At 65.0% G+C, this 13,716-nt stretch carries 14 protein-coding genes; 6 read left to right on the forward strand and 8 right to left on the reverse strand.

What is annotated here, in order from left to right:
- Window positions 1-6: 6 nt before the first annotated feature.
- The 5 genes from AWB70_RS09960 to AWB70_RS09980 all read right to left on the reverse strand — a co-directional run bounded on the left by AWB70_RS09960 (window position 7) and on the right by AWB70_RS09980 (window position 5,553).
- Window positions 7-1,263, reverse strand: a complete 1,257-nt coding sequence (locus AWB70_RS09960; RefSeq protein ID WP_082378207.1) for an NAD(P)/FAD-dependent oxidoreductase — start codon at window positions 1,261-1,263, stop codon at window positions 7-9.
- On the reverse strand, window positions 1,260-2,570 hold the full coding sequence (locus tag AWB70_RS09965) for an MFS transporter (RefSeq protein ID WP_053571861.1): 1,311 nt from the start codon (window positions 2,568-2,570) through the stop codon (window positions 1,260-1,262). The genes AWB70_RS09960 and AWB70_RS09965 overlap by 4 nt, the downstream gene beginning before the upstream one ends.
- Before the next feature lie 128 nt (window positions 2,571-2,698).
- Window positions 2,699-3,418: a M12 family metallopeptidase gene (locus tag AWB70_RS09970; protein WP_235024192.1), complete on the reverse strand. Its 720-nt coding sequence runs from the start codon at window positions 3,416-3,418 to the stop codon at window positions 2,699-2,701.
- A gap of 71 nt (window positions 3,419-3,489) precedes the next feature.
- A complete protein-coding gene (locus tag AWB70_RS09975) occupies window positions 3,490-4,875 on the reverse strand; it encodes a sensor histidine kinase (protein ID WP_053571860.1) in 1,386 nt (461 codons plus the stop codon).
- Window positions 4,876-5,553, reverse strand: a complete 678-nt coding sequence (locus AWB70_RS09980; RefSeq protein ID WP_045459606.1) for a response regulator transcription factor — start codon at window positions 5,551-5,553, stop codon at window positions 4,876-4,878.
- 168 nt (window positions 5,554-5,721) lie between these two features.
- Between AWB70_RS09980 and AWB70_RS09985 the strand changes: the two genes are divergently transcribed.
- Genes AWB70_RS09985 through AWB70_RS09995 form a run of 3 tightly spaced genes read left to right on the forward strand, consistent with a single transcriptional unit; the run spans window position 5,722 to window position 8,422 of the window.
- Window positions 5,722-6,738, forward strand: coding sequence for an ABC transporter substrate-binding protein (locus AWB70_RS09985; protein WP_053571859.1), 1,017 nt, complete (start codon window positions 5,722-5,724; stop codon window positions 6,736-6,738).
- 10 nt (window positions 6,739-6,748) lie between these two features.
- On the forward strand, window positions 6,749-7,537 hold the full coding sequence (locus AWB70_RS09990; RefSeq protein ID WP_014253059.1) for an ABC transporter ATP-binding protein: 789 nt from the start codon (window positions 6,749-6,751) through the stop codon (window positions 7,535-7,537).
- A 24-nt stretch (window positions 7,538-7,561) separates the two neighbouring features.
- Window positions 7,562-8,422 (forward strand): ABC transporter permease, encoded by an 861-nt coding sequence (locus AWB70_RS09995; protein WP_045459602.1) that lies wholly within the window; start codon window positions 7,562-7,564, stop codon window positions 8,420-8,422.
- Between the two features lie 62 nt (window positions 8,423-8,484).
- Here AWB70_RS09995 and AWB70_RS10000 read toward each other — a convergent pair whose 3' ends face one another.
- From AWB70_RS10000 to AWB70_RS10010, 3 genes are read right to left on the reverse strand one after another with little or no spacing between them, the layout of a single operon-like run.
- The gene (locus AWB70_RS10000; RefSeq protein ID WP_041733594.1) at window positions 8,485-8,808 is read right to left on the reverse strand and encodes an outer membrane protein assembly factor BamE; all 324 of its coding nucleotides are present in this window, start codon (window positions 8,806-8,808) and stop codon (window positions 8,485-8,487) included.
- Window positions 8,809-8,868: 60 nt separating this feature from the next.
- On the reverse strand, window positions 8,869-9,633 hold the full coding sequence (locus tag AWB70_RS10005) for a phosphatase PAP2 family protein (RefSeq protein WP_053571858.1): 765 nt from the start codon (window positions 9,631-9,633) through the stop codon (window positions 8,869-8,871).
- A gap of 39 nt (window positions 9,634-9,672) precedes the next feature.
- Window positions 9,673-10,365 (reverse strand): 4'-phosphopantetheinyl transferase family protein, encoded by a 693-nt coding sequence (locus tag AWB70_RS10010; protein WP_235024193.1) that lies wholly within the window; start codon window positions 10,363-10,365, stop codon window positions 9,673-9,675.
- A 275-nt stretch (window positions 10,366-10,640) separates the two neighbouring features.
- Here AWB70_RS10010 and fae point away from each other — a divergent pair, with 275 nt between their 5' ends.
- The 3 genes from fae to AWB70_RS10025 are packed head-to-tail and all read left to right on the forward strand — an operon-like array spanning window position 10,641 to window position 13,636.
- Window positions 10,641-11,150, forward strand: coding sequence for a formaldehyde-activating enzyme (gene fae, locus AWB70_RS10015; RefSeq protein WP_045459597.1), 510 nt, complete (start codon window positions 10,641-10,643; stop codon window positions 11,148-11,150).
- A 12-nt stretch (window positions 11,151-11,162) separates the two neighbouring features.
- The gene (locus AWB70_RS10020) at window positions 11,163-12,200 is read left to right on the forward strand and encodes an aldo/keto reductase (RefSeq protein ID WP_053571856.1); all 1,038 of its coding nucleotides are present in this window, start codon (window positions 11,163-11,165) and stop codon (window positions 12,198-12,200) included.
- Window positions 12,197-13,636 (forward strand): NAD-dependent succinate-semialdehyde dehydrogenase, encoded by a 1,440-nt coding sequence (locus tag AWB70_RS10025; protein WP_053571855.1) that lies wholly within the window; start codon window positions 12,197-12,199, stop codon window positions 13,634-13,636. The genes AWB70_RS10020 and AWB70_RS10025 overlap by 4 nt, the downstream gene beginning before the upstream one ends.
- The last annotated feature ends 80 nt before the right edge of the window (window positions 13,637-13,716 follow it).

Here is a 13,716-nt window from a genome sequence, read left to right on the forward strand (position 1 = left end):
GCTCCTTCAAGAGGTTCGGTTATCGAAGCGTGCAATCGAGTAATGCGCGAGCGGCACGCGCGGCGTGCGGCCCGCGAGCACGTCGGCGACGAGCGCGGCGGTCGTCGCGGATTGCGTCAGGCCGAGATGGCCATGGCCGAATGCGTAGACGACGGACGGCGCGCGCGGCGATGCGCCGATCACCGGCAAGGAATCGGGCGTCGCGGGGCGATGACCCATCCACTTTGCGGCGTCCGTATCGTCGATGCCGGGAATGAAGCGCTTGCCCAGCGCCAGCAAGGCGTCGCTGCGGCGATAGTTCGGCGGCGCATCGAGCCCCGCGAACTCCGCCGCGCCGCCGATGCGCAAACCCACGTCGAGCGGCGTCGCGACGAACTTGCGCTCCGCGAAGATCACTTCGCGCGTCAGTGCGACGCCGTGCTTCGGCAGCGTCGCGTTGTAGCCGCGCTCGCTTTCGAGCAAGACGGTGTCGCCGAGCGATGTCGCAAGCGCCGCCGACCACGCGCCCGCCGCGATCACGATGCGTCGTCCCTGCACACGCTCATCGTTGGCGAGCAGGACCGTATCCGCCGGTTCGATCGCGCGCGCGACGCCCGTCACGAAGCGCGCGCCGAGCGCACGCACGCGCTCGCGCAGCAGCGCGACGATGCGGCGCGGATCGCCGATATGCGACCAGTCGTCGAGAAACACGCCGTGCCTGAAGACGGGGGCCAGCGACGGCTCGCATTCGCGCACCTCTTGCGCGTTGAGCGCATGCCAGCGCGCGCCGAGTTCGCGCTTGAGCGTCCATTCGGGCTGATCGGCGGCGAAGGCTTCGTCGGTTTCGTAGACGGTGAGCGCGCCGCGACGATAGTGCATCGCGCTCGCGCCGATATCGTCGAACATCGGCAGGATGTCGTCGTAGACGCGGTTGTTCAGGCGCGCGAGCGCGTGCGAGATCGCGTGGAAGCGCGCGGGCTCGCTCGCGCGGCGAAACGCCATGAACCACGGCAGCGCCTTCGGCACATGCTTCCAGTCGAGCGCGAGCGGGCCGAGCGGGTCCATCAGCCATTTCGCGGCTTTCGTGAACATGCCGTGCACGGCAATCGGCGTGCTCTCCGTCACCGCGATGCCGCCCGCATTGCCGTGCGATGCGCGGTCGCCCTCGAAATCGCGGTCGATCACGGTCACGCGCGCGCCCTCGCGCAACGCGGCCCACGCGCACGCGAGCCCGACGATGCCCGCGCCGACCACCACCACATCCGGCATGGCTTCGCTCGTCATTGCAGCGGCGCGTGCGCCGTCTCCTTGATCGTGAAGACCGTGATCGTCGAAAGCAGCGCGGCCAGCATCACGAAATACGCGGGCGAAAGCGGCGAGCCGGTCGCCTTGATGAGCGCGATGGCGATCATCGGCGCAAAACCGCCGAACACCGCGTTGGCGATGCCGTAGCCGATCGACATCCACGTCGTGCGGATTTTCGTCGGAAAGAGTTCGGAGAGCACGGCGGGACCGACGCCCGAGAAGATGCCGATGACCACGCCGCCCAGCACCTGCACCGCGCCGACCATCGCCGCCGACTTGTATTCGAGCATCAGATGGAAAATCGGATACGGCAGCACCAGAAACGCGATGCAGCCGATGGTGTAGATCGGCTTGCGTCCGAAGCGGTCGGAGGCGGCGCCCCAGAACGGAATCGACACCGTCATCACGATCAGGCCCGCCGTGTTGAGCCACAGCGCCGTGGACGCATGAATGCCGACGTACTTCGTCGTGAAGGCCGGCAGATAGTTGAGCAGCACGTAGAGCGAAACCGTCCACACGATGACGAGTCCGCAGGCCTGCAAGCCGAGCAGCGCGGGTGAGCGGCCCTTGGTTTTCGGCGCTTCGTCGGATGCGCTTTGATAGACCGGCGTCTCTTCGCTGCGCTTGCGAATGATCCAGCCGATCGGCCCGATCACGATCGCCCCGACGATGAACGGCACGCGCCAGCCCCAGTCGAGCAGCGCTTCCTGACTGAGCATCGTCGTCATGAGCGCGGCCGCGCCGGAGCCTAACAGCATGCCGCCGAGCGTGCTGCATTGCTGGAAACTGCCGTAGAAGCCGCGCTTGTTCGGCGGCGCCCATTCCACGAGAAACGCGACCGCGTTGCCCAGTTCGCCGCCGACGGAGATGCCCTGCAGCATGCGCGCGGCGACGAGCAGGATCGGCGCCATGATGCCGATCGACGCATACGACGGCAGCAGCGCCATGAATAGCGTGGCGGCGGCCATCAACGGCATGACGAAGGTGAGCGTCCACTTGCGGCCCTTCTTGTCGCCGAGCCAGCCGAAGATGATCGCGCCGAGCGGTCGCGCCGCGAAGCCTAAGCCGAATGCGCCGAAGGTGCCGAGCATGGCGGCGAAATCGTCGCCGGCGGGGAACATCACTTTGGCGATGACGGTCGCGAGGAACGCGTAGGTGCCGAAATCGAACCATTCGAGAATGTTTCCGACGACCGCGGCTGTGACGGCGCGGCGGGATTTGGACGAAACGCGTGGGCTGTCGCCGGCGGCGTAGGGGTTCGCAACGGCGTTGGCGCGGTCGGACATGAGTGGCTCCCTCAGGTGAGATGGGACGCTGACCGGGCGATTGTGCGCCTATCTCAAAATTGAATCAAGGATTTTGGATCCAAAATAATAAACCGTGCGTTCGCGTGTTTCGCGATCGCTTCTGCTCTTTACGGTGCTGTTTGCGTCACCGCCTGGACGCTCGGCGGCGGCCCATAGAACATCTGCGCCATCACCACATCCGTTGCGCTCAGCTGACCGTTACCGTTCCAGTCCGGATTGCAGTAATTCATGATCGATGCGAGATCCCACGCGCCGATCATCATGTCGCCGTAGGTGCCTTGCGCGGGCTCGCTGCATGTCGAAGGCGTATCCGGCCGATTCTGCTCGTGCGCGAAGCCGAGCGCGTGACCGAATTCGTGCGCGGCTACGTTGCGGATGCAATACGCTTCGCGGCCCACGCAACTCGTGCTCCAGTTCCGGAAGGTGAAGTTGAGCACCATGCCGCCGACGACGTTGTTCAGCATCGTTCCGAGGCCTTGCGTGTGCGGCCCGTTGGTGGCGTTATCCTCGATCGAAATCCGTATGCCGTAGTAGTTCGGATCGTTCGTGCATTGCTGCCAGCCCGTGAACGAGGCGCCTGAGTGCGCCGACCAGCTCGCCTCGACGGCCAGACGGCTCCAGTCGCGTTGCGTGGCGTAAAGCGCGAAATCGGCATTGCTCATGTCCCAGCACACGCCGATGGGCATCCGCTTCCACACGACAGTCGATAATGCATAGCCCTTGCTCGTGGCTTTGTCCTGAGCGCCGATATCGCCGTCGCTTCCGCCGCACGCGCTCAGCAGCATTCCTAACAATAATGCAAATATCCCCGTTCTGAATCGCGTCATCGTTCTTCTCCGCGGCTATGCCTCGCAGCGAGAAGTATATTTTGAAACGGGTGACGGGAATCGAATGGTCATTACATAAGACTGTCGAAAATCGCGAAGCTCGCCGTGACGATGACCCCGCGCGCCGGATGCTCGCGATGTCCCAGCCCAATCTCCCCCCGATGCGCCTGCACGATCTCCTTTGCGATCGCAAGCCCCAACCCCGTGCCTTCCGTATCCGCGGAAGCACGATAAAACGGCTCGAACACGCGGCTGCGCGCCTCGGCGGGAATGCCAGGGCCATCGTCGGTGACGGTCAGCGTCACGCGCGCCGCATCGCACGCCACCGCGACAGTCACGTGCCCGCCCGGCTGCGTGTAGCGAATCGCGTTCTCGACGATGTTATAGACCAGCGCCGACAGCAATCCCTCATGCCCGATCATCGGCGCCGATTCCACCAGCTCCGCGCCGAGATCGATGTCCCGTTTCTGCGCGAACATCGCGAGATCTTCGATCACATCCTGCGCGATTGCCGCAAGATCGACTTTTTGCTTCGCCAGTTGCGCGTAGTCCGCAGCTTCCGCCTGCGCGAGCAGCAACAACTTGTTGGTGAGCCCCACCATCGACCGGTTGCTTCGCTGCATCGCCGCGAGCGCTTCGTTCAAAGACGGCTCCATCTCGCGATGCTGCCGCGCGAACTGCAACTGCGTCTCCAGCAACGTGAGCGGCGTGCGCAACTGATGTGCCGCATCCGCGATAAAACGCCGCTGCGCCGCCACCTGAAGCCCGAGCCTCGCGATGCACTGATTGATCGCCTCGACGATCGGCCGCAATTCCGTATGCAGTCGCTCGACGCGCAAGGGTTCGAGCTGCATCGGATCGCGGTCGATGACCTCTTCCTTCACCTTCAGGAGCGGCCGCAATTCGAAGGTCAGGCCGATGCACGCCAGCGCCACGGCCAGCAGCACCATCTCGATCTGCCGCACGAGTTGCGGACGCCAGAGCTCGCGCAGCATCGCATCGCGCGACGCCTGCGTCTTGCCGACGGAAACGAGCACGCGCCGGATCGCGCCGTTGTCGTACATCTGGCGCACGATGCCGACCGCGCGAATCGGCTTGCCGTGCAGATCGGCGTCGTAGTAGACCGGCGCGTCGTGGCCCGCGCTCGCACGCGTAGGAAAGTCGGGCGCGCCCGCGAGCAGACGGCCATCGTCGACGCTCACGTTGTAGAACACCTGATCGCCCTGCGGCGACGCGAACACCTCCAGCGCGGCAGGCGGAATATCGACGAGCAGGCGGCCATCGGACCATTCCACTTCGCCCGCGATCATCCGCGCGGACGCGAGCAGCGTGTTCTCCTGCACCAGATCGGCGGTGTGGCGCGCATTGTCGTACGCGGCCTTGCCGGTCACGAACACGTAGATCGCGAGCGGCACGAGCAGCCACCACAAAAGACGCACGCGCAGGCTATTGGTCATCTACTGGTCATCGTCCTTCTTGCGCAGCAGATAGCCCAGCCCGCGCAGCGTGACGATCGCGGCCGAACTGCCATCGAGCTTCTTGCGCAGCCGCGAGACGTAGATTTCGAGCGCGTCCTCGCTCGGACTGTCTTCGTGCGTGAAGATGGTATCCAGAAGCGACGCCTTCGAGACCGTCTTGCCCAGCCGCAGAATGAGCGCTTCGAGCACGCTGCGCTCGCGCGGCGTCACATTGAGCGCCGCGCCCTTTAGCGTGAACTGGCGCGTGTCGATATCGAAGACGAGATCGCCGCACGCGACTTCATTGGCCGTCGATGCCGAGCGCCGCCGGATCATCACCTTCACGCGCGCAACCAGTTCGCGCACTTCGAATGGCTTGACGAGATAGTCGTCCGCGCCCGCGCCGAGCAACTCCACCTTTTCGTCGATGGAACCGCTCGCGGTCAGGATCATCACCGGCGTCGCATCGCCGCGCTGGCGCATTCTTCGCAGTACGTTCTTGCCGGACAAGCGCGGAAGGTTGAGATCGAGCAGCACGACATCGTACTGATTCGTGCGCAGGCGCTGATCCGCGGACTCGCCATCCTGCACGGCTTCGAGCGCGAATGACTCCTGTTCCAGCATCTTCGCGAGCCAGAGCGAGAGCGTCGGATTGTCTTCGATGAGAAGCAGCTTCATGGTGGCGCGATTGTAGGGGCTACGGCGCCGGGCATCGCATCGGGTTAACACCCATGCTTTGCCTTCGGCATAGAAAGCTGACAGAAGGTTTCCCGTTCCTATAATCGCCGCACACATTCGAAAAGCGGGCCCATCTTCCAACGCGGCCCCACCTCAAGGAGACTTCTGATGCGTACTCTGCGCCAGATCGCTGCTGTGTCCGGTATTGCTTTCGCACTCGCGGCGACGTCCGTATCCGCGCACGCTGAAAAGATTTCGATCATGGTCGGCGGCGCGACCAAGATCATCTATCTGCCCGCCAAGCTGACCGAGCAACTCGGCTACTTCAAGGACGAAGGGCTCGACGTCGAAATTCTCTCGCAGCCCGCCGGCGTGGATGCCGAAAACGAGCTGCTCGCGGGCGCGGTGCAAGGCGTCGTCGGCTTCTACGATCACACCATCGACCTGCAAAGCAAGGGCAAGGAAGTGCAGGCGCTCGTGATCTTCGGCCAGGTGCCGGGCGAGGTCGAAATGGTCTCGACGAAGCAGGCCGACAAGATCAAGAGCATGGCCGATGTCAAAGGCAAGACGCTCGGCGTCACGGGCCTCGGTTCATCGACGAGCTTTCTCACGCAATATCTCGCGCAGCGCGCGGGCGTGAGCTCGAAGGAATACACGCTGCTGCCGGTGGGCGCGGACGCGAGCTTCATCGCGGCGATCAAGCAGGAGCGCATCGATGCGGGCATGACCACCGAGCCGACCGTCTCGCAACTGCTCAAGACCGGCGAAGCGAAAGTGCTCGTCGATATGCGCACGCTCGAAGGCACGCGCGCCGCGCTCGGCGGCACGTATCCGGCATCGAGCTTCTACGTGCAGCGCGCGTGGGCCGAATCGCACAAGGCCGACGCCACGAAGCTCTCGCGCGCGTTCGCGAAGACGCTCAACTTCATCGCGACGCACAGCGCCGAAGACATCACCGCGAAGATGCCGAAGGACTATTACGCGAAGAACAAGGACCTGTACGTGGCCGCGCTGAAGGCCTCGCTGCCGATGTTCACGAAGGACGGCAAGATGCCCGCCGATGGCCCCGACACCGTGCTGAAGGTGCTCTCGGCCTTCAATCCTTCGGTGAAGGGCAAGCATATCGATCTCGCGCGCACGTATTCGAACGAATACGTGGCGGGCACGGCGACGGCGTCGAAGTGAGGCTTTCACGATGACTCAATCCGCTCAACCTGCAATCGAGCTGCGCCACGTCTCGTGCCGCTTCATCTCGCCGGACGGCAAGGCCACCGTCGCATTGCGCGATTTCAGCATGTCGGTGGCGAAGGGCGAGTTCGTCGCGATCGTCGGCCCGACGGGCTGCGGCAAGTCCACGACGCTCAGCATGATCACCGGCCTGCTCAAGCCGACGACCGGCGAAGTGCGCGTCATGGGCCAGCCCGTCGATGGCATCGATCCGCGCATCGGCTTCGTGTTCCAGGCCGACGCGGTGTTCCCGTGGCGTTCGGTGCTCGACAACGTCGCGGCGGGCCCGCTCTATCGCGGCCGCTCGAAGTCCGCGGCCTACGACGAAGCCAACGAATGGCTGCGCCGCGTCGGCCTCGACAAGTTCGGCAAGCACTATCCGCATCAGTTGTCGGGCGGCATGCGAAAGCGCGTCGCGCTCGCGCAGACGTTCATCAACAAGCCCGAAATCCTGCTGATGGACGAGCCTTTCTCCGCGCTCGACATGCAGACGCGCACGCTGATGCAGGACGAACTGCTGCAGTTGTGGTCGGGCAATGCGGGCTCGGTGGTGTTCGTCACGCACGATCTCGAAGAAGCGATCGCGCTGGCCGACCGCGTGTTCGTGCTGAGCGCGCGGCCCGCCACGCTCAAGAAGGTCTACGAGATCGACCTGCCGCGTCCGCGCATCACGTCGGAAATCCGCTATCACCCGCACTTCATCGAGATTTCGCGCGATATCTGGCACGACCTGCGCGAAGAAGTGCAGATCGGTTGAACCTGTCCGAAAGGAACATCAAATATGTCCACGCCTCAACAAGCGATGCCCGCGGGCATCGACCCGGCCGCGCTCGCGCAAGTCGAACGCGAAGCGCAAAAGCGCATCAAGCAGCGCCATGCGCTCGTGATCGGACTGCGTATCGCGGTGCTCGTGTTCGTGCTCGGCGGCTGGGAGCTCTCGGCACGCCTGCACTGGATCGATCCGTTCTTCTTCTCGATGCCGTCCGCGATCTTCGAGCAGATCGTCGAATGGTTCGTCGAGGGCACGTCGCAAGGGCCGCTGCTCACGCAGGTCTGGGTGACGCTGGAGGAGACGATTCTCGGCTTTCTGATCGGCTCGGCCGGCGGCATTGTCTGCGGCATCGTGCTCGGCCGCAACAAGCTGCTCTCGGACGTGTTCAGCCTCTACATCAAGATCGCCAATTCGATTCCGCGCGTCGTGCTCGGCTCGGTGTTCGTGATCGCGCTCGGTCTCGGCATGGCGTCGAAAGTGGCGCTCGCGGTCGTGATGGTGTTCTTCGTGGTGTTCGCGAATGCGTTTCAGGGCGTGCGCGAGGCGGACCGCTACATGATCGCGAACGCGCAGATTCTGGGCGCGTCGCGGCGGCAGGTGACGACGTCGGTCGTGATTCCGTCGGCGCTGTCGTGGATTCTCGCGAGCCTGCACGTGAGCTTCGGCTTCGCGCTCGTCGGCGCGGTGGTCGGCGAATTTCTCGGCTCGAAGCAGGGCATCGGCCTTCTGATCTCGACGGCGCAAGGCGCGTTCAACGCGAGCGGCGTGTTCGCGGCGATGATCGTGCTGGCCGTGGTCGCGCTCGCGGCGGATTATCTGCTCACCGCGGTCGAGCATCGTTTGCTGAAGTGGCGGCCCGCGGCGAATTGATGCGCTGAATCGTTCGCTCGACATAAAACCCACGCGTTTGCGTGGGTTTTTCGTTTCGACGCTCAGCGAAGGCCAACTTCCTTCGCTCGCTCGACGTTGCAGTTTGCGTGCTCCGTGAACACCACGCGGCTCTGGTTGTTGTAGTAGACAGCGTAGCGGTCGGCGCCATGCTTGCCGAAGCCGTATTCCGTGCACTGCGAGTGCCACGGTCCCCAGTTGCCATCGGGCGGGCCGAGCCTGTCCTCGACATCCGCGCGCGTCATGCCGATCTTCACGCGGCTCATGAATTCGGTCGGATTCGGGTCCGGGATGAAGGCCGCACAGCCGTTCAGACCGAGCACGACGCAAACGAGCGCCCATGCCAGACATGCTTTCGATTGGATCATTCGCTTCAGCCTTTGCAAAAGGTCCGAAGCTATCGGCATCCGCCGCGCGGTTCAATCGACCTAGTCCGAAAGTGCGCGGGCGCGTCGCTGGCGCACCCATTCCGCCGCGCCGATGCACGCCGCGAGCCACGCGCCGCCCGACGCGAAACCGCCGAGCACATCGCCCGGAAAATGCACGCCGAGCACGACGCGGCTCGTGCCGATCGCGAGCACGATGAAACACGCCAGGGCGACGATGAGCGGATCGCGGCGCGTCGGCGCAAGGCGCAGCAGCACATAGGCGCACATGCCGTAGCAGACCATCGAGCCGAACGTGTGCCCGCTCGGAAACGCGAAGCTCTCGGGCAGCGGAACCGTCGAGCCGGTGGGACGGTCGCGGCGCATCATCGCCTTGAGCGCCTGATTGAGCAGGCCGCCCACGCCCGTCACCGCGGCGAGGTAGACGGCGAGACCGAAGCGGCGCGTGACGAGGAGCGCGACGCACATGAGCGCGCACAGTGTCGTGAGGAGCCACGGATCGCCGAGATGCGTGAGCACGGCGAAGCCTCGCGCGAGCACGGCGGGCGTGCCGTCGCGCACGGCGTCGACGAGACGCTGATCCGCCGATGAAAACGCCGTGCCGTGCGCGATGCGCGTCGCGATGCCGATGAACACGGCCGCGCCGAGCACGGCCGCCGCCAGCGCCGCCGCGATGATCGTCGCGCCGGATGCGCGGCGTCGGCGCGCGGCGAGACGCCAGGCCAAAGCCGCGATCGACGGTACGACGAAAAGCGCGATCGCGATGATCGCAACCGCATGGCGTTGCGCGAGCGCCGTGTAATCCATGATGTCCTGTTTCTCCGTTATTGCCCGCCGCGCGCGGGCTCAGGACGCTGTCGCGCTGCCCTCCGCTTCGACCGGCCGCTCCCAGCCGAACGCCTGCACGCGCGCCACGGGCGCGTCCATGACGAGCACGCCGCAGATGCCGCCCGGCATCGGCAGTGTAAGGCTGTGCCAGTCGGGCGCGGGCGCGTCCTCGCGCGCGCCGCCACATTCCGCGCGCGTTCTGCCGATGTGCGCCGCCTCGTCCCGCACGGCTTGTCGGGCGGCGGCATCGTGCGCGCCGGCCGTCTCGACGGTCAGCCCGAGCCCTATTTTCGCCGATGCCACCGCAATCACGATCCACACGCCCGAATACGCGACATCGACGTGAACCGCGCGCTCGCCGGGCGCATGAGCGACGACGATGCGTTCGTCGGGTTCGTCGTCCATGGTCACGTCTTGCGGCGCGCAGCCGAGCATGTACGAGAGCACGAGACGCAAGGTGGCGCGCGCGACACTGAAGCGCCGGCCGAGCGCCGAGTTCGGATGCAGTTTCGCGCGCCGGCGTTCGGCGGCGCTGAGCCAGTTGCCGATGTTCGACGCCGATGCGAAGCGGAATTCCGTCGGCACCAGCCAGAGATAGACCTCGCCGGGCGCGGGCGGTTCGTGGATCTGCACGCGCGCCTTGGCGAGATCGAAATAGCGCCACGGGGCGTCGGCGGCCTGCGGCGGGGGAATGGAGTCGGTGGCGGGCATGCGCGTCTGCGGAGGCGGCGGTGGCGGCACACTCGCGCCGGAACGCTCCGCATTCAGGAACAAACCAACATTTTCAGGACGCGAACCTTATGAACCGCTTAAGAGGACGAAAACCGCGCGCAAACCGCAACAATCCAGCCTACGGGTCAACCCCGAGTTGAGCTTTCCTCAACGCCGCCCTCAAAAATCGTCGGTTCCTCCCCGCGCGAAGCCCGCCGCAGAATGCCCTGCATCCACCGCATCGGTGGCGTAACCGGACACAAGGAACGAGACAGATGGACAAGAATCTTTTCATCGGCGAAGGCTTCGAAGGGCCGGGCGTGAACCTCGCCCACATCAACGTGCTGGTCGGGCCGCGCAACGGCCCCGCTGGTCAGGCATTCGCGACCGCGCTCGCGACGCCGTCGGCCGGGCACGCGCCGTTCGTCGTGATCGCGCAGCCGGGCGTGCCGACCAAGCCGCTCACGCTCTACGTCAACAAGGCGCAGATCGACGGCGATTTCCACGGCAACGCGACGTGGGGCGCATCGCAGGCGGGCATCGCGAAGGCGGTGGCCGAATCGCTCGAAAACGGCACGCTGCCGCCCGAGGCAGAAAACGACTGGGTCGTCGTGTCGGCGAACTGGGTCAACCCGAAAACCGACGATCTCGACGCCGTCTTCGAGAACAACTATCGCGCGTGCAAGAACGCGATCATCGCCGCGATGGAAGGCCTGCCGCGCAAGGAAGCCGTGTTCAAGGCCGCGCGCGACGTGTCCAACCCGTTCTACACGCCGAAGAAGTAAGGAGACGAACATATGGAATACGTGCGTCTCGGCCAATCCGGCCTGAAGGTTTCGCGCCTGTGCCTCGGCACGATGAACATGGGCACGCCGCAATGGAAGCCGTGGATTTTCGACGAAGCGCAAAGCGAGCCGATCGTGAAGCACGCGCTCGATCGCGGCGTGAACTTCATCGATCTGGCCGATTTCTATTCGACGGGCGTCGGCGAGGAAGTCGTCGGCCGCATTCTGAAGCGGCTTGCGAAGCGCGAGGAAGTCGTCGTCACGACGAAGGTCGGCTACGACATGGCGAGCTATCCGAACGCGGGCGGCCATTCGCGCAAGCACATCATGGACGGCATCGACGGGTCGCTCAGGCGTCTCGGCATGGATTACGTCGATGTCTACATGCTGCATTACTTCGACGTGAACACGCCCGTCGAAGAGACGATGCAGGCGCTCGACGACATCGTGCGCGCGGGCAAGGCGCGCTACATCGGCGTTTCGACGATGTACACGTGGCAGTTCGCGAAGATCATGCAGGCGTGCGAGAAGCACGGCTGGCACAAGCCCATCAACATGCAGTTGCAGTTGAACGTGGCGTACCGCGAGGAAGAGCGCGAGATGGTGCCGTATTGCATCGATCAGGGCGTGGGCGTCTCGGTGTTCAGCCCGCTCGCGCGCGGCCTGCTGACATCGGATGCGAAATCCACGCGCAATCAGACCGATTTCTTCACCGCGCAAATGTACGGCGATCGCGTGTCGCAGGAGATCGCGGCGTCGGTGGCGCGCGTGGCGGCGCGGCGCGGCGTGTCGGCGGCGCAGATCGCGCAGGCGTGGGTGCTGAGCCGTCCGGGCATTTCGTCGATGCTCGTCGGCGCGGATTCGGCGGCGCAATTCGACAGCGCGCTCGCCGCGCTCGACACGAAGCTCGACGACGAAGAACTGTACGAGCTCGACCGCAACTACACGCCGTGCGATCTCATCAACGATTACACGGCGGGCCGGCGCATCGCGCGCGAGGCGCGTGCCGCGCAAGGCGTCTTCGAAAACGCACTGGAGCGCGCAGCATGACGAACCTCCTGCAATCGAATCATTACATCGACGGCAAATGGCGCGAAAGCGCGAGCACGTATCCGGTGTGCAATCCCGCGACCGGCGACGTGATCGCGAACGTCGCGCGCGGCGGGAGCGCGGAAACGCGCCAGGCGATCGACGCGGCGAAGCGCGCATTTCCCGCATGGCGCGCGCTGACGGCCAAGGAACGCGGCGCGCGCGTGAAGCGCTGGGGTGAGCTGATGCTCGCGAACCGCAACACGCTCGCGGAGTTGCTCACGCGCGAACAGGGCAAGCCCCTGGCCGAAGCGCTCGGCGAAGTCGCGTATGCGGCGAGCTTCTTCGAATGGTTCGCGGAAGAAGCGAAGCGCAGTTACGGCGACGTGATTCCGAGTCCGAAGCCCAACTCGAAGATCATCGTGACGCGCGAGCCGGTGGGCGTGGTCGCGGCCATCACGCCGTGGAATTTCCCGCTCGCGATGATCACGCGCAAGGCGGGCCCCGCGCTCGCCGCGGGCTGCACGATGGTGCTGAAGCCATCGGAAGAGACGCCGCTCTCGGCTTTCGCGCTCGCCGTGCTGGCCGAGGAAGCGGGCATTCCGGCGGGCGTATTCAACGTCGTGTCCGGCGATGCCGCGGCCATCGGCGCGGTGCTGACGGAATCGCCGGACGTGCGCAAGCTGTCGTTCACCGGTTCGACGCGCGTCGGCAAGCTGCTCGCGAAGCAATCGGCCGATACGCTCAAGAAGCTGTCGCTGGAGCTGGGCGGCAATGCGCCGTTCATCGTGTTCGACGATGCCGACATCGACGCCGCCGTGCAGGGCGCGATCGCGTCGAAGTTCCGCAACACCGGGCAGACATGCGTGTGTGTGAATCGCTTCTACGTGCAGGACGGCGTCTACGACGCGTTCACGCAGGCGTTGACGCGCGCGGTGCACACGCTACGCGTCGGCAACGGCCTCGAAGGCGAGTTCGATCAGGGACCGCTCATCAACGATGCCGCGCTCAAGAAGGTGCGCACGCATGTCGCCGATGCCGTGAGCAAGGGCGCGAAGGTGCTGACGGGCGGCAAGCCGCACGCGCTCGGCGGCACGTTCTACGAGCCGACCGTGCTCGCGGATGCCGCGCCTTCCATGCTGATCGCCGATGAAGAAACCTTCGGCCCGGTGGCCGCGTGCTTCCGCTTCGAGACGGAAGCGGATGTCATCGCCGCGGCGAACGACTCGCCCTATGGCCTCTCCGCGTATTTCTACACGCGCGATCTCGGGCGCGCGTGGCGCGTCGCGGAAGCGCTAGAGAGCGGCATGGTCGGCATCAACGAAGGCATCATCTCGACCGAAGTCGCGCCCTTCGGCGGCGTGAAGCAGTCGGGGCTAGGCCGTGAAGGATCGAAGTACGGGCTCGATGAATACATGGAGCTCAAGTACATGATGATGGCGGGCCTCGGCCGCTGATTCACCGGTTCGCCGCGCACGCACGAACGATAAAGCCATCGCGTGCGCGGTTTTCAGGCGGCGTACGATGCGCCGCGCCA

Source organism: Caballeronia cordobensis (assembly GCF_001544575.2).
GTDB lineage: Bacteria > Pseudomonadota > Gammaproteobacteria > Burkholderiales > Burkholderiaceae > Caballeronia > Caballeronia cordobensis.